At 35.4% G+C, this 22,111-nt stretch carries 19 protein-coding genes; all 19 read left to right on the top strand.

All coding sequences use genetic code 11. From position 1 onward, the window contains the following. Positions 1 to 5: 5 nt before the first annotated feature. The 19 genes from LW139_RS15320 (at position 6) to tssE (ending at position 22,024) form a co-directional block, all read left to right on the top strand. Complete coding sequence (locus LW139_RS15320; RefSeq protein ID WP_247851223.1) at positions 6 to 2,744, top strand: type VI secretion system Vgr family protein; 2,739 nt, start codon at positions 6 to 8, stop codon at positions 2,742 to 2,744. Next, entirely contained in the window at positions 2,734 to 3,357 is a 624-nt protein-coding gene (locus LW139_RS15325; RefSeq protein WP_166540034.1) for a type VI secretion system amidase effector protein Tae4, read from the top strand. Before LW139_RS15320 ends, LW139_RS15325 begins: the two co-directional genes overlap by 11 nt. Positions 3,358 to 3,843: 486 nt before the next feature. After that, the gene (locus LW139_RS15330; RefSeq protein ID WP_247850164.1) at positions 3,844 to 5,757 is read left to right on the top strand and encodes a lipase family protein; all 1,914 of its coding nucleotides are present in this window, start codon (positions 3,844 to 3,846) and stop codon (positions 5,755 to 5,757) included. Further along, the gene (locus LW139_RS15335) at positions 5,705 to 6,499 is read left to right on the top strand and encodes a hypothetical protein (protein WP_247850165.1); all 795 of its coding nucleotides are present in this window, start codon (positions 5,705 to 5,707) and stop codon (positions 6,497 to 6,499) included. Before LW139_RS15330 ends, LW139_RS15335 begins: the two co-directional genes overlap by 53 nt. 31 nt (positions 6,500 to 6,530) lie before the next feature. Beyond that, positions 6,531 to 7,325: a hypothetical protein gene (locus LW139_RS15340; protein WP_247850166.1), complete on the top strand. Its 795-nt coding sequence runs from the start codon at positions 6,531 to 6,533 to the stop codon at positions 7,323 to 7,325. A gap of 31 nt (positions 7,326 to 7,356) precedes the next feature. Then, positions 7,357 to 8,151: a hypothetical protein gene (locus LW139_RS15345; RefSeq protein WP_247850167.1), complete on the top strand. Its 795-nt coding sequence runs from the start codon at positions 7,357 to 7,359 to the stop codon at positions 8,149 to 8,151. Positions 8,152 to 8,194: 43 nt separating this feature from the next. Further along, entirely contained in the window at positions 8,195 to 8,761 is a 567-nt protein-coding gene (locus LW139_RS15350) for a hypothetical protein (protein ID WP_247850168.1), read from the top strand. A gap of 465 nt (positions 8,762 to 9,226) precedes the next feature. After that, positions 9,227 to 9,493: a PAAR domain-containing protein gene (locus LW139_RS15355; RefSeq protein WP_166539420.1), complete on the top strand. Its 267-nt coding sequence runs from the start codon at positions 9,227 to 9,229 to the stop codon at positions 9,491 to 9,493. Between the two features lie 2 nt (positions 9,494 to 9,495). Next, positions 9,496 to 10,638, top strand: coding sequence for a hypothetical protein (locus tag LW139_RS15360; RefSeq protein WP_247850169.1), 1,143 nt, complete (start codon positions 9,496 to 9,498; stop codon positions 10,636 to 10,638). Continuing rightward, the gene (locus LW139_RS15365) at positions 10,635 to 13,985 is read left to right on the top strand and encodes an ImcF-related family protein (protein ID WP_247850170.1); all 3,351 of its coding nucleotides are present in this window, start codon (positions 10,635 to 10,637) and stop codon (positions 13,983 to 13,985) included. The genes LW139_RS15360 and LW139_RS15365 overlap by 4 nt, the downstream gene beginning before the upstream one ends. Positions 13,986 to 14,168: 183 nt before the next feature. Next, positions 14,169 to 14,690 carry a DUF3304 domain-containing protein gene (locus tag LW139_RS15370; RefSeq protein ID WP_247850171.1) on the top strand — a complete coding sequence of 174 codons (522 nt, stop codon included), beginning with the start codon at positions 14,169 to 14,171 and terminating at the stop codon, positions 14,688 to 14,690. Further along, entirely contained in the window at positions 14,675 to 15,223 is a 549-nt protein-coding gene (locus LW139_RS15375) for a DUF3304 domain-containing protein (protein ID WP_247850172.1), read from the top strand. Before LW139_RS15370 ends, LW139_RS15375 begins: the two co-directional genes overlap by 16 nt. After that, on the top strand, positions 15,208 to 15,753 hold the full coding sequence (locus LW139_RS15380) for a DUF3304 domain-containing protein (protein WP_247850173.1): 546 nt from the start codon (positions 15,208 to 15,210) through the stop codon (positions 15,751 to 15,753). Before LW139_RS15375 ends, LW139_RS15380 begins: the two co-directional genes overlap by 16 nt. A 247-nt stretch (positions 15,754 to 16,000) precedes the next feature. Continuing rightward, complete coding sequence (locus tag LW139_RS15385; protein ID WP_247850174.1) at positions 16,001 to 16,567, top strand: hypothetical protein; 567 nt, start codon at positions 16,001 to 16,003, stop codon at positions 16,565 to 16,567. A gap of 8 nt (positions 16,568 to 16,575) precedes the next feature. Further along, complete coding sequence (gene tssA / locus LW139_RS15390) at positions 16,576 to 18,198, top strand: type VI secretion system protein TssA (protein WP_166540093.1); 1,623 nt, start codon at positions 16,576 to 16,578, stop codon at positions 18,196 to 18,198. A gap of 32 nt (positions 18,199 to 18,230) precedes the next feature. Next, the gene (tssF, locus tag LW139_RS15395; RefSeq protein WP_166540094.1) at positions 18,231 to 19,994 is read left to right on the top strand and encodes a type VI secretion system baseplate subunit TssF; all 1,764 of its coding nucleotides are present in this window, start codon (positions 18,231 to 18,233) and stop codon (positions 19,992 to 19,994) included. Next, positions 19,958 to 21,055 (top strand): type VI secretion system baseplate subunit TssG, encoded by a 1,098-nt coding sequence (gene tssG / locus LW139_RS15400; RefSeq protein WP_166540095.1) that lies wholly within the window; start codon positions 19,958 to 19,960, stop codon positions 21,053 to 21,055. Before tssF ends, tssG begins: the two co-directional genes overlap by 37 nt. After that, the gene (tssJ, locus tag LW139_RS15405; protein WP_166540096.1) at positions 21,030 to 21,593 is read left to right on the top strand and encodes a type VI secretion system lipoprotein TssJ; all 564 of its coding nucleotides are present in this window, start codon (positions 21,030 to 21,032) and stop codon (positions 21,591 to 21,593) included. The genes tssG and tssJ overlap by 26 nt, the downstream gene beginning before the upstream one ends. A gap of 2 nt (positions 21,594 to 21,595) precedes the next feature. Continuing rightward, entirely contained in the window at positions 21,596 to 22,024 is a 429-nt protein-coding gene (tssE, locus tag LW139_RS15410) for a type VI secretion system baseplate subunit TssE (RefSeq protein ID WP_247850175.1), read from the top strand. Positions 22,025 to 22,111 lie beyond the last annotated feature (87 nt).

Raw genomic sequence — 22,111 nt, forward strand, 5'->3', positions numbered from 1 at the left:
CAGCTATGAACTTAAAAAAAACAACTCAGACTCTACTTAATGGACACAATCGCTATCATCTTACTGTACAAGAGTGTGATGTTTTACTTGATGTAGAACACTTCACAGGACGCGAAGCAATAAGTGAACCCTACCATTATCAAATTACCTTTACTTGCCAAGCTCAAGATTTACAGCCACAACAACTCTTGCGCCGTAGTGCAACGCTATCCTTTACACCGCCAATTAATAGTATTACCGATTTGGCAACGCAAGAGCCCATCACTAAGCAAGTTCATGGTGTTATCACACAATTTCGGCGTTTATCAGGTTCGGTGGATGAAGCGCGTTATCAACTCGTTATTGAGCCTGTCTTTGCATTATTACGTCATCAAATCCGCTCTCATCGATTTTTTCTCAATCAATCTGTGCCCGATGTTGTAAGCCAAATTTTACGTGAGCATAATTTTAAAGATTGGGAGTTTGAATTTACACTTAAAAATGAATATCCCAAACGCGAGCAAATTAATCAATACAATGAGAGTGATCGCCAATTTATTGAACGACTATTAAGTGAAGTCGGTATTTTTTACTCTTTTTATTTACAAGACCAAACACAAACCGAAGTCATCCGTTTTGCCGATCGCCAAAGCGCTTACACCTTTGATAAAACACTACCTTTAAATAGCCCATCGGGCATGAATGATAATCACCAAGAAAGTGTATGGGGATTATCATTACACCATCAAGTGGTCGAACAGAATGTATTCACCAAAGACTATAACCATCGTCAAGCGCAAGACACATTATTATCTGCAGTTGCTGATATGACACGTGGTGAAGGTGATGAAATCCACTATGGTGAAGTTTATCATTACCGAGCAAGACATCTTACTCGTGGCGATAAACTCACACCTGAAGCAGAAACGGCAAACTTTTGGGCAAGACTCGATCATGAACGTTTTCTCACTCGACAAACGCGCTTAAAAGGTGAAAGTAATGCCGACTTTTTATCACCGCTACAAGTCCTTTCAATCACTGATAACGCAATACCTTCATCATTACCGTCTGTGTTTCAATCACCGATTTTAATCACTCGCTTACGCTTTAGTGGTGGTCGAGAAAAAGCACTACAAGTGCGGTTTAATGCCATTCCTTATAGTGAAACACTTTGTTGGCGTCCAGTTATTAAACCTCGTCCAATTATTACAGGCACACTGACTGCGCGTATTACGAGTGCAAAAGATAACGATATTTACGCTCACCAAAATGAACACGGTTTTTATTGGGTAAAATTTGATGCTGACCGTGATGAAAAACCCATGGGCTATGAAAGTATGCCAGTACGCTTGGCAAAACCTTATGCAGGTGACACTTACGGGATGCATTTTCCGTTAATTCAAGGTACTGAAGTCGCTATCGCCTTTCATGAGGGCGACCCAGACCGGCCTTACATCGCCCATGTATTGCATGATTCGCGTCATCCCGATCATGTAACGGATAGAAACAACACTCGTAATGTGATTCGTACCCCTGCAAATAATAAATTGCGAATGGAGGATAAACGTGGACAGGAGCATATTAAACTCAGCACCGAATATGGTGGTAAATCTCAGTTAAGCTTAGGTCATATTGTCGATGCCAATCGTGATAAACGTGGCGAAGGTTTTGAGTTACGCACTGACAGTTGGGGAGCAATAAGAGCAGGTAAAGGATTGTTTATTAGTGCAGATAATCAAGCCAAAGCAGGTGGTGAAGTGCTGGCAATGGAGGAGGCTATTGAACAATTAGAGCAGGCTTTATCACTCGCTAGAAATCTACAAAAAGCAGCTATAGTCGCTCATGCCAGTAGCAATGATTTAGAAAGTCAATCAAGTTTAAATTCAACTTTAAAATATTTATCCTCCGCAGGTATGCTTTTACATGCACCAAAAGGTATTGGTATTTTAAGTCCCAAAGCTATTATGCTTTCTTCTGGAGTTGAAAGCATTGGGATCATATCGGGCCATAATACGGATATTAGTGCAGAAAATTCAATAACAGCAACAGCGAGTGAAACAATAAGTTTATTTGCTAGAAAATCAGGAATGAAATTATTTGCAGGACAAGGAAAATTAGAATTACAAGCTCAGGATGATGAATTAAATGCCATCGCATTAAGCAATATATTATTAAGTAGTGAGCAAGGTAAGGTTCTTATTAAAGCTGAGCAAGAGCTTACTTTAACTTGTGGTGATGCTTATATTACGCTTAAAAATGGAAATATTGAACTGGGTTGTCCTAAAAATATTCTATTAAGATCATCTAATGTCCAAAAAATGGGAGCTGCTTCCTTATCAACCCCAATTAATGAACTTCCTCGAGGTTTTAGTGGTGAATATGTATTAACGAGTGAACAAACTGGAGAGCCATTGGCTTTCACTTCTTATAAAATCACAACAGAGGAAGGCGAAGAATATAATGGAGTTTCTGATAAAGATGGGAAAACACTAACTATCTATACGTCTTATCCCAACTCATTAGAAATCGAATTTCCTGATACCATTCACGATGAGCAATTCAAAGCAACCAATATATTGACAGGAGCTCCTATTCCTAATTACCCATATTATATGACATCAAATAACGGTAAGATTTTATTTGGATATACAAACAGTGAGGGATTAACAGAACGATTTGAAACAGGTGTTGAATCTGACATCAAAATTTTATGGGGAGATGAAGCACTAGAAAAAATAGAACTAGGAGAAACAAATGCCGAATAAAGAGACAACAGCTAAAACTAATGGAAACTCAAATTCGATCAAAACACTCTCACTTAATGTCTTACAATTTGAGAAATTATGGGATGCTTATCCATCTTCAACAATAGAACACAAAGATCCTAAAACGCGAGATGATGTTTTTTCAGATCACTGTGCTATACATGTCAGTGAAGCACTATATCAATGTGGAATACTCATGAGGAGTTTCCATGGTACTCGTTGTTGGCATTGCCCAACACCTGACGATAAAACAAAAAAAGGGATACATGCAATTAGGGCACAAGAATTAAGTAATTATTTACAAAATCAACCTTTTGCAGGTTGTCCTAAAGCAATAGAATTAACTGGGAGTTCATACGAAAGCGTAATATCAGATAAAACTGGCATTATATTCTTTCAAGATTATTGGTTACGGGCAGGAGAAAAAACAGCAACAGGAGACCATATTGATTTATGGAATAAAGGTGAATTAGCCGGTAGTGGAACAATAGGCTCTTTTTTTAGAGTGACTTTTCCTAATTTTACAGAAAGTTTTACTGACTTATTTGGTTCAAATGCGCGAGTAACATCCCTTGAAAAAGCAAAAAAAGTTCTTTTTTGGGAGATTTTATGAATAAATGTATTTTAAGTGTTTTATCAATTTTAATCATTTCATTTTATTCTTTAATTCTATTGTTATCCATTGATGGTTTTCAACGAAATAGTAAAATTAATAATTTATTAAATGAGCTTCCGTCATTTTTTACTCCTACTTATTCTTTTATTTTTTTATTTATTATAATAATAATATTAAATACAATAGCATTTTCTCTATTTAAACAATTTAGAATGAAAGTTAGTTCAGTAATTATACCTTCATTTTTCATTTCATTGATTATTTATTTTGCCATCATATTAATGCCAAGTTTAAACACCTATTTATATGATAAATATATTTTTATTTTTTACAATGGGGTTATTTATAATGGAGAGGAACGTACGCAACAAATTTTCTCTTTTATGTTTCGAATATTCACTATAATTTCCATTTTCAGCATTACATTAATAAGTTTTTTTAAAAAAAGTAAAAGTAAAAGTAAAAATTTATAAGGAAATAAATATGTTTTCTAATAACACATCGTCCGTCTGTCAAACAAAAATAGTAAGTTTGAATAATAATCAAAAAAAATACTGGGTTGAAATAAAGTTAGTTGATGAGCTAAATAAACCTATTGCTGGTATATCATGGTATGCTGAAAATGAATCAACACATTGTGGGCATAATAAGATTTATAAAGGAAAAAGTGATAAAGATGGAATAATTACCATTAAAAACTTACATAAACTGGAACTTTCTCTCTTTCTAGAGGCTCAGGAATTTGCTGATGAAATGGAAAAACGACAACTTAGATTAAGCCGATCTGATGAAAGTTCAACAGTCAAATATTATACAGATAAGAGCCATATTTATCACTATGCAAAAATTGGGGAACTATGCAACCAAGCTCCTGTAATTGAAAATTGGGATGATGATAAATTACCATTTTATCATTTCCCAAATGGAAATAAATTTAATGGATATAAAATTTCCGATCAACAGTTAGATAAACGTCATGTTATTGAAATTTGCCCTTTCCGCGCATGGTTACTCATTCTTCATCATATACCCGAATATTCCCTAGTTAATGCATATAATCTCGCTGTGATGTCTGATTTAGCCTACCTTGATGAACCCGATTTAATTAAATTTTTCAATCGTGACTTTCAAGATTTATCGACTATTCCACAACTGACAAAATCCAAGAGTATGCCTTACACCGTAGTGAATGATGTCCCATTTAGTGAACGTTACTATCCTCCTGTTTTTATGGATACGGCAAACGCAAAAACTCCAGTTGGTAATACGCAACTTTTTTATGTTGAAAATAAAGAGCATATTATTGTTTCTTGGCGAGGTACATGGGAGGCACCAGATTGGTTTACTGATATTAATTATATTCCAAGTATTTGCCCAAAAGAGATTGCCTCTGAAGGGAAAATACATGGGGGGTTTTTAGATGCCTATAATATAGCAAAAGTGAGTTTTAAAGATATTTGGGATGAGCTAGTTGATAAAATAAAAAATAAAAAAACATTTATTTGTGGACATAGTTTAGGAGGCGCACTTGGTCTAACTTATGCCGCTGAAATGAAAAATTATAAACCTTTATTATATACTTATGGTATGCCTCGTATTTTTTCAGCTAAAGCCATTCAAACGATGACTAGTTTTGTTCATTACCGACATGTTAATGATTCCGATACTGTCACCAGCGTGCCTCCTGACGCTGATTTAGATAACTGGTTATATGGCAAATTTGGTTACTTGGGTAACACTTTTGGTTTTATTTGGGCGGGTTTAGTTCAACTTCCATTAGATAAAATAGGCGCCATATCTGGAGATCCTTTTTGGCATCATGGTGAATTAGTTTGCTTTTTTAAAATATCACAACATATTGAATATTTAGTATGCCATGATTATACTTTACAATTATATTGCCGTCGGCAAACTAGCCCACTTCCTTATAAAGTAAAGCTTTTTCTTGTTCCATCGTTAGCAAAGCTAGATAATGAGCAGGCACGGGCTAACCAAGAAGCATTAATGGAAGAATATAACCTCGATGATTATGAAAATTTGTTCCCCTCCAATACAAATCCATTGTTAGATAGCTTTACAGATCCTAGAAATCATTCTATGTCAGATATGTATGTTCCATATATAAACAATGAATTATTAGAAGCTTCTTGGCCAGAGCTAGAATTACAACGCAAACTCAATCGACAGAAGTTTAAAGAACAAATACAACAATACACCAATAGAAATGATACTGATCAAACTAGGATCCCTCCCAAAAGAGTTGCAAGAGATAAATGTTTTTTAGGCATGCAAGAATCAGTGGCTATCACTCTTAATATCACAAAATCAATTCCAGGAGGCGAAAATGCCCTTATCCGTTTTAGCCGTAAGGCAAAAGAAGAGATGGAGCGTTTATAAATGTTTTCTCTTACTGCCTATCATCATTATGATCCAAGGCTGTGCACCTCGTAGTGATAAAAATAAAACACTGTCTCCTCCTGCTAATACAGAGTGGGTTACCGTCGGGATCAAACTTCCAGAAGGCATTGAGGCATTACCTCTAAATGTGCTTTATCGCTCCGATATTTGCCAACGTGCTCGATATAATTCAGCTGGCGAGAAATATTATATTCCGGGTTTTAATCCTAATACCGTAACACTTAAACAACAAGGTAGCAGTGATATCTATCAGACTAAAATCGCCCTGAATGGAGGCGGTTCATGTCAATGGCAATTAAGTGAAGTTTGGATATCAATCATTTACACAAAAACATTGAATACTGATAGTGACTTTGAAGCAATACCATCACATAGACTTATTTTAATCTTTAATGGCCACAATTTTCGCCCGCCAGAACTAATAAGAAATTTAATAGAAAATGAAAAAATAGAACTGAATTACTATCCAGTATTTATTAATAGTAAAATAGAAAATAGAAAAAAAATAATCCTATTTAATAGTTGGGATAGGCCTCAATATATATCAGTCAATGATGAAAAAAATATATTATTCACCCCTATCTATCATAAAGATAATATCACGAATATTGATATGCCTAAAGAGCTAGGAAGTGCTAATATTATTTATTACTCAGATGGCACTATAGAAAAAATCAACTCTTCAAGACCAAATTATAATAAATTAAAAAGTCTTAACTAAATATAACTTCAATTACAATTCAGGAGGTTATTTGAACCTATTTACGTCAAATATAAGGCAAGAGAAGAAATGGAGCGTTTATAAGTTTTTTCTCTTACTGCCTATCATCATTATGATCCAAGGCTGTGCACCTCGTAGTGATAAAAATAAAACACTGTCTCCTCCTGCTAATACAGAGTGGGTTACCGTCGGGATCAAACTTCCAGAAGGCATTGAGGCATTACCTCTAAATGTGCTTTATCGCTCCGATATTTGCCAACGTGCTCGATATAATTCAGCTGGCGAGAAATATTATATTCCGGGTTTTAATCCTAATACCGTAACACTTAAACAACAAGGTAACAGTGATATCTATCAGGCACAAATAGCCCTTAATGGGGGCGGGGCATGTCACTGGCAATTAAGTGAAGTTTGGATGTCAATCGTTTATAAAAAAACACCAAATACTTATAATGATTTTGAAACAATACCATCAGATGAACTTATTTTAATCTTTAAGGACCATAATTTTCGTCCACCAGAACTGATAAGAAATTTAATAAAAAATGAAAAAATAGAACTTAATTACTATCCGGTATTTATTAATAACGAAGTATCAAATGAAAAAAAAATAACTTTATTTAACCATTGGGGTAGATCTCAATATATATTAGTTAATAATGAAAGAAATATATTATTTACCCCTCTCTTTCATAAGGATAATATCACGAAGATTGACATGTCTAAAGAGCTAGAAAAAGATATTATTATTTATTATTCAGATGGCACCATAGAAAAAAAATCTTCATGGCCTCCAAATTATAATAAATTAAAAAGTCTTAACTAAATATAACTTCAATTACAATTCAGGAGGTTATTTGAACCTATTTATGTCAAATATAAGGCAAGAGAAGAAATGGAGCGTTTATAAGTTTTTTCTCTTACTGCCTATCATCATCATGATCCAAGGCTGTGCACCTCGTAGTGATAAAAATAAAACACTGTCTCCTCCTGCTAATACAGAGTGGGTTACCGTCGGGATCAAGCTTCCAGAAGGGATTGAGGCATTACCTTTAAATGTGCTTTATCGTTCCGAAATTTGCCAACGCGCTCAATATAACTCTGCAGGTGAGAAAGAGTATATTTCTGGTTTTAATCCTAACGCCGTAGCACTTAAACAACAAGGTAGCAGTGATATCTATCAGACTAAAATCGCCCTGAATGGAGGCGGTTCATGTCAATGGCAATTAAGTGAAGTTTGGATATCAATCATTTACAAAAAAACTCTGAATACTGATAGTGACTTTGAAGCAATACCATCACATAAACTTATTTTACTCTTTAATAACAATAAATATAATGAAGGAGAAATTATAAGAAATTTAATAGAAAATGAAAAAATAGAACTTAATTACTATCCGGTATTTATTAATAACGAAGTATCAAATGAAAAAAAAATAACTTTATTTAACCATTGGGGTAGATCTCAATATATATTAGTTAATAATGAAAGAAATATATTATTTACCCCTCTCTTTCATAAGGATAATATCACGAAGATTGACATGCCTAAAGAGCTAGAAAAAGATATTATTATTTATTATTCAGATGGCACCATAGAAAAAAAATCTTCATGGCCTCCAAATTATAATAAATTAAAAAGTCTTAACTAAATATAACTTCAATTACAATTCAGGAGGTTATTTGAACCTATTTATGTCAAATATAAGGCAAGAGAAGAAATGGAGCGTTTATAAGTTTTTTCTCTTACTGCCTATCATCATCATGATCCAAGGCTGTGCTCCTCGTAGTGATAAAAATAAAACACTGTCTCCTCCTGCTAATACAGAGTGGGTTACCGTCGGGATCAAGCTTCCAGCAGGAATTGAGGTATTACCTTTAAATGTGCTTTATCGTTCCGAAATTTGCCAACGCGCTCAATATAACTCTGCAGGTGAGAAAGAGTATATTTCTGGTTTTAATCCTAACGCCGTAGCACTTAAACAACAAGGTAGCAGTGATATCTATCAGACTAAAATCGCCCTGAATGGAGGCGGTTCATGTCAATGGCAATTAAGTGAAGTTTGGATATCAATCATTTACAAAAAAACTCTGAATACTGATAGTGACTTTGAAGCAATACCATCACATAAACTTATTTTACTCTTTAATAACAATAAATATAATGAAGGAGAAATTATAAGAAATTTAATAGAAAATGAAAAAATAGAACTTAATTACTATCCAGTATTTATTAATAGTAAAATAGAAAATAGAAAATAGAAAAAAAATAATCCTATTTAATAGTTGGGATAGGCCTCAATATATATCAGTCAATGATGAAAAAAATATATTATTTACCCCTCTCTTTCATAAGGATAATATCACGAATATTGATATCCCTAAAGAGCGAGGAACGGGTGTTATTATTTATTATTCAGATGGTACTATAGAAAAAGTAAAATATTGGAGACCCAATTATAATAAATTAAAAAGTCTTAACTGAATATAATTCCAATTAAAATCTAGGAGATTATTTGAACTCATTTACTTCAAATGTAAGGCAAAAGAAGAGATGGAGCGTTTATAAATGTTTTCTCTTACTGCCTATCATCATTATGATCCAAGGCTGTGCACCTCGTAGTGATAAAATACAGTTCTTTATTTGACACTAAATAGCTTACCGTTGGTATTCAATATCTAAAAAATTGGATTATCACCCTTTAATGTATATTAATGGAATGATTTATGAATAAAAAAGTTATTTTATTAGGAGATAAAACCAGTCATGGCGGCATAGTTATTACAGCGACCTCTGATTTTATTATCAATGGAAAAAAAGCGGCTAAAGTAGGAGATAAAGTTAATTGCCCAAAGAAAGGACATGGAATTAATTCTATTATTGAAGGTTCATCTTATTTTACTTGTCAAGGTACAGCTCTTGCGACTGAGGGATGCCATACAGAGTGTGGTTGTTATCTTATTGCTAGCATTACTGATTTTTCACTGGATTAATTATGGCATGGAATAAAAAATCAATTAAATTAACATCAAAACCAACTCATCTTCCTTATTTTAAATGGTGTTTAGCAATAGGTTTGTCGATTTTATTTCTAATCTACTCTTTAAGTTTAAAAAATAAAGATGAAGTTACACAACAAAAAGAATTCTTTAGAATTATTATTTCTATTCTTCCTTTTTTAATAACAATAATTACATTTTTATATAAGCATATAGTTTATATAAAAAACAAAAATATTTATTCTTTTTTATATAATGAGAAAAAATTTGCAGATAAAAAATGGGAGGATTGGGGAAGACGTAGTGTTTGTGTTATCGATAGCATTTTTTTCCTTCCACAAAAAACAACGATTTCATATATAAACAATAATGCAGCAGAACATATATCATGTTATCACATTCCTCAGAATATCGACTATTTAGATGAGAAAAAACCATCAGTTTATTATTTATTAAAAAGTACACAACCAACCATAGAAAAATTACTTGATAAATTGTCTATCAAAATAAAATATCTAACGACTAAAGATAAAAACAAAATAAGAGATGAACTTTATCTTGTATGGAGAGAACTCTTTCTTAATAAAGAAATACCTGATTTTGAAATAGTTGATGGCTTATCGTATCAGCATATAGAAAACACTATAGCAAATAATGATGATAATATTGAAATAATAATTATCGATCAGAGTGTTAAAGAGAATCAATCTGCGGCCTTGGGAATATTGATCATGTCATCAGATGATATAATCAAAAAACATCATATTGACATAATGGCTAATGTTCAGCGTCCAATGTTAATAGCAGAAGATGAAAATTATCAAGAAGCACTAAATATCTTTAGTGAAATTCAAATTGATTCGAATTTAGCCACGCATATTATTCTAGATAGTAAAGCAAATAGTAATATCCTTATGGCATTATTTAATAATGACAATTCATTAAATGATATATCATTAGATAATACCTTAGATATAGAGTATTTTATTGGACCTATTGATGATTATTCTTCTTGGATAACAATGGGATTGTCCGTAAATTTTGTATATCAATATAAAAAAAACATTCTTTCTTTATGTCAGAGTGAAAATAATTTTTATATTAATACAGTAACGACAAATAATGAGCAAATAGAATGAATGCAAAATTTTTATCATTGTCTATAAAAACTATCTTCTTCTTTTTTATTATATTAATACTTTGTATCGTCATCTGGCGTTATGGTGAATATTTTTTCATCGATACGACAAGAAAGAAAGAAGTAGCTATTATTATTCTAGCATTGGTGTCTTTTTTTATTAGCACATTATTTTTTTATTTCAATAAAATCAAAAAATATAAATATAGAAATAATGATAAAAATTTCAACAAATACCCATCTGAAGAAAATAGAATAAAAGAAGAAGGTAATAGTAATAATCTTTTATTAGAAAGAATGAAAAGAGTTTATGGCTTATTTTGGCAGAGTAAAGTAAAAATTAACTTGTTAATAGGCACCTCTACTTCTATCGAAAAACTGACTCCCAATCTAACAACGGACATCTGGCAAGAAAACAACGGCACGTTGCTTATCTATGGTGGTGATATCCATCAAAGTATTGATGAAAATTTAATTCAAGATTTAAAACAACTGCGCCGACGTCGTCCGCTCGATGCGGTTATTTGGGTGTCAGAAAACAACTTATCGCAACAACCGCTGGGCCATTCCTTATTTAATCACTTAACGCCGACCAATACCGATATGGCAAGCCGTTATTTCCACCAGCTCTTTCGTCAATTACGCTGGCAAGCCCCCATTTGGCTTTGGAATATCAGTAATAACGGTGAAATAACAACAAATGAAGTACCCACAATCCTTTATTCAGCCCCTTTAAAAGCGACATCTGAAACGCTTTCTAATGACTTAAAAACGCTTTTACCGGCACTAGTGGAACAAGGCACACTAGCTGTCTTGCATAACCCAACACAAACTTACCTATTAGCATTAGCGCGTTTTCTTCAACATGAAGGATGTGAAAAACTCGCCAATACTTTGGCACCGCTTTTATCAGGTTATCGCTCCTTGCCGTTCGCTGGTGTGCTCTTTAGTACACCTGTTGACAATAACGTGTCTGCAACTTTATCACAAAATAATCAATGGATATCCAATCCCCATTGGAAAGCGCTTCTCACGGCAAATTCACACCTTCCCCCTCAACTAAAGGCATCACCTTTAGGGCTAAACTCAAAACGTATTTTGCAATATACCGTTGCCACTGCCATGACACTGTGGGGGATTGGTATGGTGGTTTCTTATTTTATGAATCGCCAATTAATTACCCAAAGCCAACAACAAGCGCAGTTAGCAACAGACAATCATCAATCTGAATTTGCCCGCTTGCAGGCACAATATGGCTTACAACAAACCTTAGGTTTATTAAGCCATCGAGAAAAAACTTCTGTTCCATTTTGGCTACGCTTTGGCTTAAGCAGTAATAACGCATTACTTAGTCATCTATGGCCGGTTTATAGCCAATCTATGTTGCCGTTATTGCGCGATTCAACCCAACAACACCTTGAAAATTACCTTCACGCGTTTATGCAACTCCCACCAGAAAGCGCAGAACGTATTGAAGGTGCTCAATCCGCTTATCAAGCATTAAAAGCCTATTTAATGATGAGCGATCCATCCCGTATTGATCCTGCATTCTTCACTGAAAGTGCATTACGCATTTGGCCTGACTATAACGGATTAAAAGAGGGGGAATGGCAGACATTAGGCACCGAATTATTAACCTTCTATGCCTCTCAATTGCCTTATCACCATGAATGGACAATCAAGCCTAATCGTACTTTAGTGGCAGGAAGCCGAACCATTCTTATTCGCCAAATTGGTCAACGTAATGGCGAATCTGCGCTTTACCAAAAAATCTTACAACAGGCACAGCATAACTTTGCAGATATGAGCTTAGATGATATGACCGGTGATACTGATGTTAGCTTCTTACTCAGTACCACTGAAACCGTACCCGGTATTTTTACCCGTAAAGCGTGGGAAGAGTCGATTGAGCCCGCGATTAAAAAAGCCGTTTATGAAAGACGAGAAGAAATAGATTGGGTATTAAGTGACACACAAAAAGAAACCGATATTGATATTTCACCTGAAAAACTCCAGCAAAATCTCACAGAACGCTATTTTAATGATTTTTCAGGCAGTTGGTTAAGCTTCCTCAATGGTTTGCAGTGGCGAGAAACACAAAGTCTTTCAGATACCATTGATCAACTCACCTTAATGAGCGATGTCAGACAATCCCCCATTATTGCTCTAATGAATACGCTTTCTTATCAAGGTAAAACCGGTCGCCAACAAGAAAAATTAGCAGACTCTTTTGTTAACTCAGCCAAAGATTTATTAAACAAAGAACAACAGCCGGTTATTAGTCAAAAAGCGGAATTTACCGGCCCTCTAGAGCCTGTTTTTGCGCCAATACTGGCCTTTACCGATCCTCAATCTTCAGCGCAAAACAGTGATGCGTTAAGCCTACAAGCCTACCTCACACGCGTGACTCGAGTTCGCTTAAAACTTCAACAAGTTGTTAATGCACCCGATCCACAAGCCATGTCTCAAGCATTGGCTCGAAGTGTTTTTGAAGGAAAAACCGTCGATTTATCAGAAACGCAAGATTACGGCAGTTTGATTGCAGCAAGCTTTGGGCAAGAGTGGAATAGCTTTGGTGATACATTGCTTGTGCAACCCATGTCTCAAGCATGGCAACAGTTATTAGCGCCCACTTCGCAAGGTATTAACACTCAATGGCGAAATGCCGTTGTTAATGACTGGAATATGGCATTCGGTGGTCGCTATCCACTCAAAAATACGCAAAGTGAAATCTCATTACCTTTAATGGCGCAATATCTACGCCCTGATAATGGTCGTATTCAGCGCTTCCTTGAAACTCACCTTAACGGCGTTTTGCATAAAGAAGGTACGCACTGGGTACCCGATACCACAAATGCACAGGGCTTAACCTTTAACCCTGAGTTCTTAAAAGCCTTAGACAAACTAAGCTATCTCGGAGATGTCGTTTTTGCGAATGGTGAAGCGCGTCTTTACTTTGAATTACGTCCAGGTACATCACCTGACATTATGCAAACCCACCTAATGATAGATAAACAATCTCTTATCTATGATAACCAACAACCGCAATGGCAACGCTTTGTTTGGCCAGCTGATACCGTTGCTTCAGGTGCATCGCTGAGTTGGATCACCACCAATACAGGTACACGTATTTATGGCGATTATCGTGGCGTCTGGGGCATCATTCGGTTATTGGAGGATGCCAATATCGCCCCTTATGCTGGTAGCACCAGCAGTTACTCTGTCAGTTGGAAAACCTTAAATGGACAGTCACTCAATTACACTTTAAGAACAGAAATGGGCGATGGCCCAATCGCACTCTTGCAACTACGCAATTTTGTTTTACCAGAAAAGATCTTTTTAGATTAAAAATTTAAATAAATAAAAAGATGATTAAAATGGATTATTGATATCTCAGTTATTTTTACACCAAGTATTCTCCATTATATTGGAATATTAACTAGTCACCGCCCTATTTAGCCAAAAGATCTCTGGAAAGCTTTCTTTTAAGTTAAATAACAAACTAACATTTAAATAAATCTTAATTATTCTATGTCATTAAAAGTAATATCATTAATTCTCACTTCTTCTCTGTTGCTTTCCGGTTGTGCTAATGCGGGCTCTTGGGGCGAAAAACCGGAAAACTCCATCTTGGGAGCAGGACTTCAAGGCTATAACCACACTCAATTTGAAATTTCAGGTTTTTCAATTAATGAGGGTTACGGCAGTATTGGCGGAACCGTCTGTTGTGTGATGATCCCCGAAAAATGGCGCCCTAATTTAATGGCACATATTCGATGGGAAACAGTCGATACCAGCAAATTTCCACCACCACCTGATTTTGACCAAGTCGAAGCCTATAAACGCTGGAAACAACAACTCCGCGACAATACCTCCAGTCACGAAGCTTGGGTACCCATCCCACAATATGATGAACCTTGTAGTGTCAAAGTGCATTTCTTACCTTGTAATGAAGTAAAAATTACTACCTCTTGTAAAGGATATGGTCATCCTGAATACCCAATTAATGAACCTCATAATATGAAGGAGCCTGCTGTATGTCCTCAAAAATAACCTTTTGGCAAACTTACCCTAAACTTGCCACGCTCTTGATCATCTCTCTGTTGCTTTCCGGTTGTGCTAATGCCGGCTCTTGGGGCGCAAAACCGGAAAACGCCATCTTGGGAGCAGGACTTCAAGGCTATAACCACACTCAATACAGTATTACCGGTTTTTCGATTAATGAAGGATATGGCAGTATTGGCGGAACCGTCTGTTGTGTGATGATCCCCGAAAAATGGCGTCCTAATTTAATCGCTCACATAAAGTGGGAGAAACTCGATAAAAGCAAAATATCTCTTGCTCCTGATTTTGATCAAGTCGAAGCCTATGATCACTGGGAAAAAGAATTAGACCGCTATACGACCTATCACGAAGCTTGGGTGCCCATTCCACAATATGATAAAGAAGTGTGTGGTGTCGACGTTCATTTTTTACCTTGTAATGAGGTGAAAATTACCACTTCTTGCTATAGCTATGGTGATCCTGAATACCCAATTAATGAACCTCATAATATGAAGGAGCCTGCTGTATGTCCTCAAAAATAACCTTTTGGCAAACTTCCCCTAAACTTACCACGCTCTTGATCATCTCTCTGTTACTTTCCGGTTGTGCTAATGCAGGCTCTTGGGGCGCAAAACCAGAAAACTCCATCTTGGGAGCAGGTCTTCAAGGCTATAACCACACTCAATTTGAAATTTCAGGTTTTTCGATTAATGAAGGGTATGGCAGTATTGGCGGTACGGTCTGTTGTGTGATGATCCCCGAAAAATGGCGTCCTAATTTAACCGCACATATTCGATGGGAAACTGTCGATACCAGCAAATTTCCACCACCTCCAAAATTTAGCCAAGTAGAAGCCTATAAACACTGGAAACAACAACTCCGCGACAATACCTCCAGTCACGAAACTTGGGTGCCAATCCCACAATATGATGAACCTTGTAGCGTCAAAGTGCATTTCTTACCTTGTAATGAAGTGAAAATCACTACCTCCTGTAAAGGATATGGTCATCCTGAATACCCAATTAATGAACCTCATAATATGAAGGAGCCAACCGTATGTTTGAAGAAATAAAAGCAGAACCAGTTTGGGTACCTAATCATTTCCCTAATGATGGGCGATTGGAATTATCTCAACAACAAATAGAAAATAATTATAAAACACGAGAAGAATAAAAAATTATAACTGCAGTCGAAATTTTCACATATCTTTATCCACTTTATTATTAAAGTAATACAATAAAATAAATATTTATAAATTTATTTTATAAAAATTGTAATCAACAAAAAATAAGTTTTCTTAATAAAACAATGAGTACTTAATGAAAAAAATAAAAATCTTATTTTTAATTAGTTTGGCATTTGTTATTTCAACACTTAGTTCTTGTGATAACAAACAAGCAGATATTAAAAAAATCATGCATGGTTTTAAATGGCATCAATCAATGGATGATATTAAAAAATTAGATTTAGCTAATTTAAAATGTACATCTGCACCCGAAGGATGGGCATGTTCTTCATGGTCATCTCCTTATGGTATAAAGGACAGTTATTATTACTTTTTTGTGGTATTAAGAGATAAAGGTCTTGCATCTCTTCTTATTCTAGAATTAAAAAATCAAAATAACCAACAAACACTATTAAATAACTACAATAAATTAAATCAGTCATTATTTAATATATTTGGCCCACCTAGCTATCAAATTGATAATATCCCTCGAGATAATACTTTTTTCCAATGTCTCGAAAATAAAGAGTGTGGTGAAATAAAAAGCCAATATGATACCAATAACGTTACCACTATATTAAATATCATAGGTGATAATAATGGAGGAAGACTTAGTTTACTCATGGCAATAGATAATAATGATAATATTAATTATTACTAGGAAAATACATGTCTATATTAACATCTCTTAGAACTGCTTGTTTCAATAAAGACGCATCCTTAGAAACACAACTTGCTCAACAACAAATCGCTTTGTGGGATCGTTGGTTATTACCCATTACACCCAATCACCCCATTGGTGATGATCCCAGTTATGAAGATGACTTTGAGCGAATGAAAGAAGAAGTCAATAAACTCTCTGGCGCAGATACTGAACTGATTTGCTTATTGGCTGAAAAATTATTGCTCAATTCCTGCAAAGATGTGCGTGTGGTGACTTATTATATTTGGGCACGCTTACACAAAGAAGGTGAACACGGACTTGCCGATTCTTTAGGACTTTTAAGTGGATTGCTTATTCGCTATCACGACACGCTATTACCTAGCCGAGCCACCAGTAGAAAATCGGCCTTAGAGTGGTTATCAGGGCAACGCGTTTTAGATAGCTTATCGCTTTATCCCGAAGTCGATCATAATGAATTTTCTCGGATTATCGCCCTATTAGCCACCATTGAAACTGAGCTTGAAACATGGAACGAAGCTGAAAGGCCACAACTTGCGGGATTACATCAAGCACTCGAAAAACGCCTTGCTCAATCTGGTGGCACAAGCTCATTAGTACCACAAAATATCAGCAGAAATGAATCTGCTTATAACTCTTCTTCAAAGCCATCTTCTTTATCACAAAACACGCCAATAGAGACAATACAATCAGGTCGTGAATTATTAGATCAATCTAAAATGCTTGCTAACTACTTACGCAATCAGCCTAATGGCTGGTTAGCAGGACATAGATTAATGAAAGTAGTGAGATGGGATACGCTTCATCAACTTCCACCACAAGATCAACAAGGTTGTACTCGCCTTTCCCCCCCAAGAACGGATGCAAGAGCACAACTTAAACGCCTCTATTTACAACAAAGCTGGGGTGAACTGGCAGAACAAGCTGACAAGCTTTTTGCTGAAGGTGTTAACCATTTTTGGTTAGATGTGCAATGGTATTTATATCAAGCACTCAGCAAATCCTCTGCCCCTTGGAATGCATGGTCTGATGTTATAAAAAACGATTTAAAACAATTTCTTACTCGCCTTCCTGATTTAGAAAAACTGTCATGGGAAGATGGTACTCCCTTTGCTGATGAAGTAACCTTAAGTTGGATAAAACAGCATGTTATGGAAGAGAATTTTGATGCCATGCAGGGATTATCAAGTTCATCATCTCACCAATCCGAAGACGAGCCTATATTAGCACTAGAGCCTGAAGCCATTACTCAAGCAGATAATGAAGGCATTGAGATTGCCTTAAAATGGCTACAACATCGTCCTGATATCAACACGCCAAGACAAAAATGGCTATTAAACCTAGTTATGGCAAGAGTAGCAGAACAATTTGCTCGTCACGATCTGGCATTAAATTTATTACGAGAACTTGATAAAAAAGCACTTTCAATGCCATTAACACAATGGGAGCCTAACTATATTTTTGAAGTGAAAGCACGACAACTTCACCTTTATAGAGCCAAAATTCAACGTAATACTTCAGATAAAAACCGCATTGAACAACAAATGGAACTGTTACTCAGTGAATTGACAGCTATCGATCCTGTACGTTCTTCAATTTTATATTCTTAATATTTTACTCAAAAAATCAAGGTATCAAATTAATGGATGATTTAACCCTTCGCTATTTTGATGCGGAAATGCGCTATCTTAGAGAAGCCGCAAAAGAGTTTGCACAAGCACACCCCGATAGAGCCGCAATGCTCGATTTAGATAAAGCAGGTACACCCGATCCTTTTGTTGAACGCTTATTTGAAGGCTTTGCTTTTTCAATGGGGCAATTAAGACAAAAAATTGATGATGATTTACCTGAGTTAACAGAAGGCCTTGTTAGTTTATTGTGGCCTCATTATTTACAAACAATTCCTTCATTATCAATCATTGAATTAACACCAGATATTCAGAAAATGAAAATGACAGATAAAATATCGGCTCAATTCGAGGTACTTTCTCGTCCTATTGGCCCGAAAAAAACAATTTGTCACTATCGAACAACGCAAGATTTAACACTTAATCCAATAAGAATAGAGACCGTTAATTTAACAACTGAGCCAGATGGACGCTCAGTTATTCAGTTAAAATTTACATGTAGTGAAATTATTAACTGGTCTGAGGTTAACCTTCATAAGCTTTCATTTTATTTATCTGGTGATATTCCAACAACTAATGCACTGCATTTAGCATTAACCAAACAAGTTTCAAAAATCTATTTAAAACTTCCTCAATCAAAAGACAGAATAGCGGTGCCCCTCTATTTTTCACCAGGAGGATTTAAGGATACGGATGCCCTTTGGCCTAAAGGTGATACCACATTTAGTGGTTATCAATTGCTACTGGAATATTTTTCTTTTCGTGAAAAGTTTATGTTTGTGTCACTTAATGGATTAGGTGATATCCATTTTCCTGAAGAAACATCAAAATTTGAGTTAGATATTGTTCTAAATACTTTATGGGATAGCTCACTCACATTAAGTGATGAAAATATCCGTTTACATTGTATTCCTGTTATTAATCTTTTCAATATAGAAGCAGATCCCCTCACAGTTAATGGATTGGAAAGCGAATATTTACTACGCCCGCGTCGTATTCAAGATGGGCATACTGAAATTTATAGTGTGGATAGCGTACATGGTTCTCAACGAACAAATGAATCTATTTATGTGCCATTTACTAGCTTTCGTCATCGTGGTGGTATGTTACGCCATAATGCCCCCGAACGTTATTATCATACCCGTGTTAAACGTGGTGTAGCGGGACTTCATGATACTTGGCTTATTTTGGGGGGTGAAAAACAAGATCTTGATTTAGCTACCGAAACAGAAACACTTTCATTACAACTCACTGGCACTAATGGGCAATTACCTCGTAAAGCACTGCAAAGTACATTGCTTGATAGAACAGAACAAACCTTACAAATTCCATTAACTGTTCGTAATTTATGTAAACCCACTTTACCGCTTTATCCACCTTCAGAAGATCGCTTTCATTGGCGAGTACTCAGCCACCTTGGTTCAAGTTTTCTTAATATGATGGACAATGCCGAAGTGCTCCGAGGTACACTCGCACTCTATGACTGGCGAGATGATGATATGAATCATCGAAAACTCGATGCCATTATTCATGTTGAACACCATTTAATTGAGCGTTTTGAGAAAGGTTTTTTACAACGAGGCATTGATATTGAAGTGACATTAGACAGTAATGGTTTTAATGGTGAAGGGGATATGCATTTATTTGGTGAAATGCTTAATCGCTTTTTTGCACTTTATGCCGATGTTCATCTGTTTAATCAATTAACACTGATTATCTTACCAACAGGAAAACGCATTCAATGGAAAGAGATCCACAATCCACAGCTACCCCGTTAATTGAGGCTTTAGGCGAAAAATTACCTTATATAAATTTCTATCGCTTTTGCCAACTACTTGAAAAATCCAATGCTAAGTTCTATGAATTAGGGCGTTCTCACGACCCTAAAGATGATCCTATTCGTTTTCGCCCTCATCGAGGTATGGGTTTTCCAGTGACTGAAATCAAAGGGATTGACTCCCTTGATAAATATCGTAAAAGTACAGTACCAAGCTTACGTACTACCTTTCTAGGACTTTATGGTATCACCTCACCTCTTCCAACATCTTACCTTGACGATATTGCACAATATAGAGATGGTACGGATTCACTCACTGATTTTTTAGATATTTTTAACCATCGACTTACTACACAATTTTATCGAATTTGGCGTAAATATTCGTATCCTGCAACCTTCGATGAAGGAGGCAGTGATAATACATCACAATATCTTTATGGTTTAATTGGTTTAGGTATTCCAGGTTGTGCTAATCAGGTGCAGTCTCCCCTATCTCGCTTTTTAGCTTTATTAGGAATATTACGCTTACCTACACGCACGGCGGAAGGAATTAGTGCATTAGTAAAATTATTAGCACCATCGACAAAGGTCAATATTATTCCTCATGATCCACGAAGAATAGCGCTAGAGATCCCCACCGCAATGTCGTGTACATCCCCTATTACATTAGAAAACAAACCCGTTTTGGGGAGTTATGCGATAGACGTAAATAGCCAAGTATTAATAAAGTTACATACTGAAAATAAAGATGAAGCAAAAGGCTGGCTACCTGATGGCAGTATTTATCAAGATTTTATGGCATTGCTTCGTGTTTATTTAGGTTCTCGCGTTAATGCACGATTGCGTTTAACACTACCAAGAGATTTATTACCTGATGCAACACTGAGCACCTCTAAAAGCCAAGGTGTGCAACTGGGTAGAACTGCAGTTATGCGACCTCATTACATTATTGAAAAACCATCAACGCCCTCTTTTATCACCATCGGCCTTGGTTTTTATCAATATCTAACACTCCGCACTCAACATTATAAAAGTGATGAATATGGCAATTATCAATTCTAAACCTCAAATATTTTTCTCCCATACTTACCGACTAGCACTATTACTTATTGGTGTTTTTACTCTTGCAGGATGTGGTCTAACACAAACTATTAGTGATGGTACAGTCTCTTTAACTAAATCTATTTTCTATAAGCAAATTAAAGTGCTACATTTAGATTTTACTGCACGAGAAGCACTTAATACTGACGATAACGGTTCTTCACTTTCCGTCATTGTTAGAGTATTCCAACTAAAATCTGCTGACACCTTTAATGATAGTGATTATCTTTCGCTGTTTAATCAAAATAACGATATTTTAAAATCTTCATTGCTAACACAAAAAGACTTACGTATTCGTCCTGGAGAATCTATTTCTTTAGATATGCCAATGGAGAAAGAAACAGAATTTGTTGCAATAGCAGTAATGTTTCACACTCCTGATGAAATTAAAAATAACTGGCGTATTGTTATTCCTAAAAATGAACTTGATCCTGATAAAGCACGAAAAATTGAGTTAGCTGAAAATACACTAACATTACAACCTTTGGATAAAAAATAACGATGCCACAACCCTCTCTTTATGAAATGCTAACGGGATATTTTTCTGGAGGATTGCCTGTAGATGCCATCTCCGAAGAAGACCAAGTTATTTTATCTGTTATGGATAATATTCGTCGAATATTAAACTCACGAGCAGGAACATTAAAACATCTACCTGATTATGGCTTACCCGATATGAGCAAACTTATTCAAGGATTACCAGGAAGTTCACATAAAGTAATGGCAATATTATCAAAAACATTACTCAAGTATGAACCTAGAATAAAATCAGTAACACTAGGTATATTACCTGAAAATGAATTTGGAAAATTATATTATTCTTTAGATATTGAATTACATGAAAGAGGGCTTATACGTTATGGCACTGAATTTTCTCCTGATGGACGAATATTTCTCCATCATTTAAAAAAACAATTTAACTTATCGTAAATATATTTCCATTCATTTTATTCTTAGCCTATTTTCCTTTGTTTAACTTTATCTTATAGCATTTAGACCTTAAATTAACTTGAGGCT

The sequence above is a fragment of the Proteus vulgaris genome, assembly GCF_023100685.1.
In the GTDB taxonomy this organism is placed as follows: Bacteria; Pseudomonadota; Gammaproteobacteria; order Enterobacterales; family Enterobacteriaceae; genus Proteus.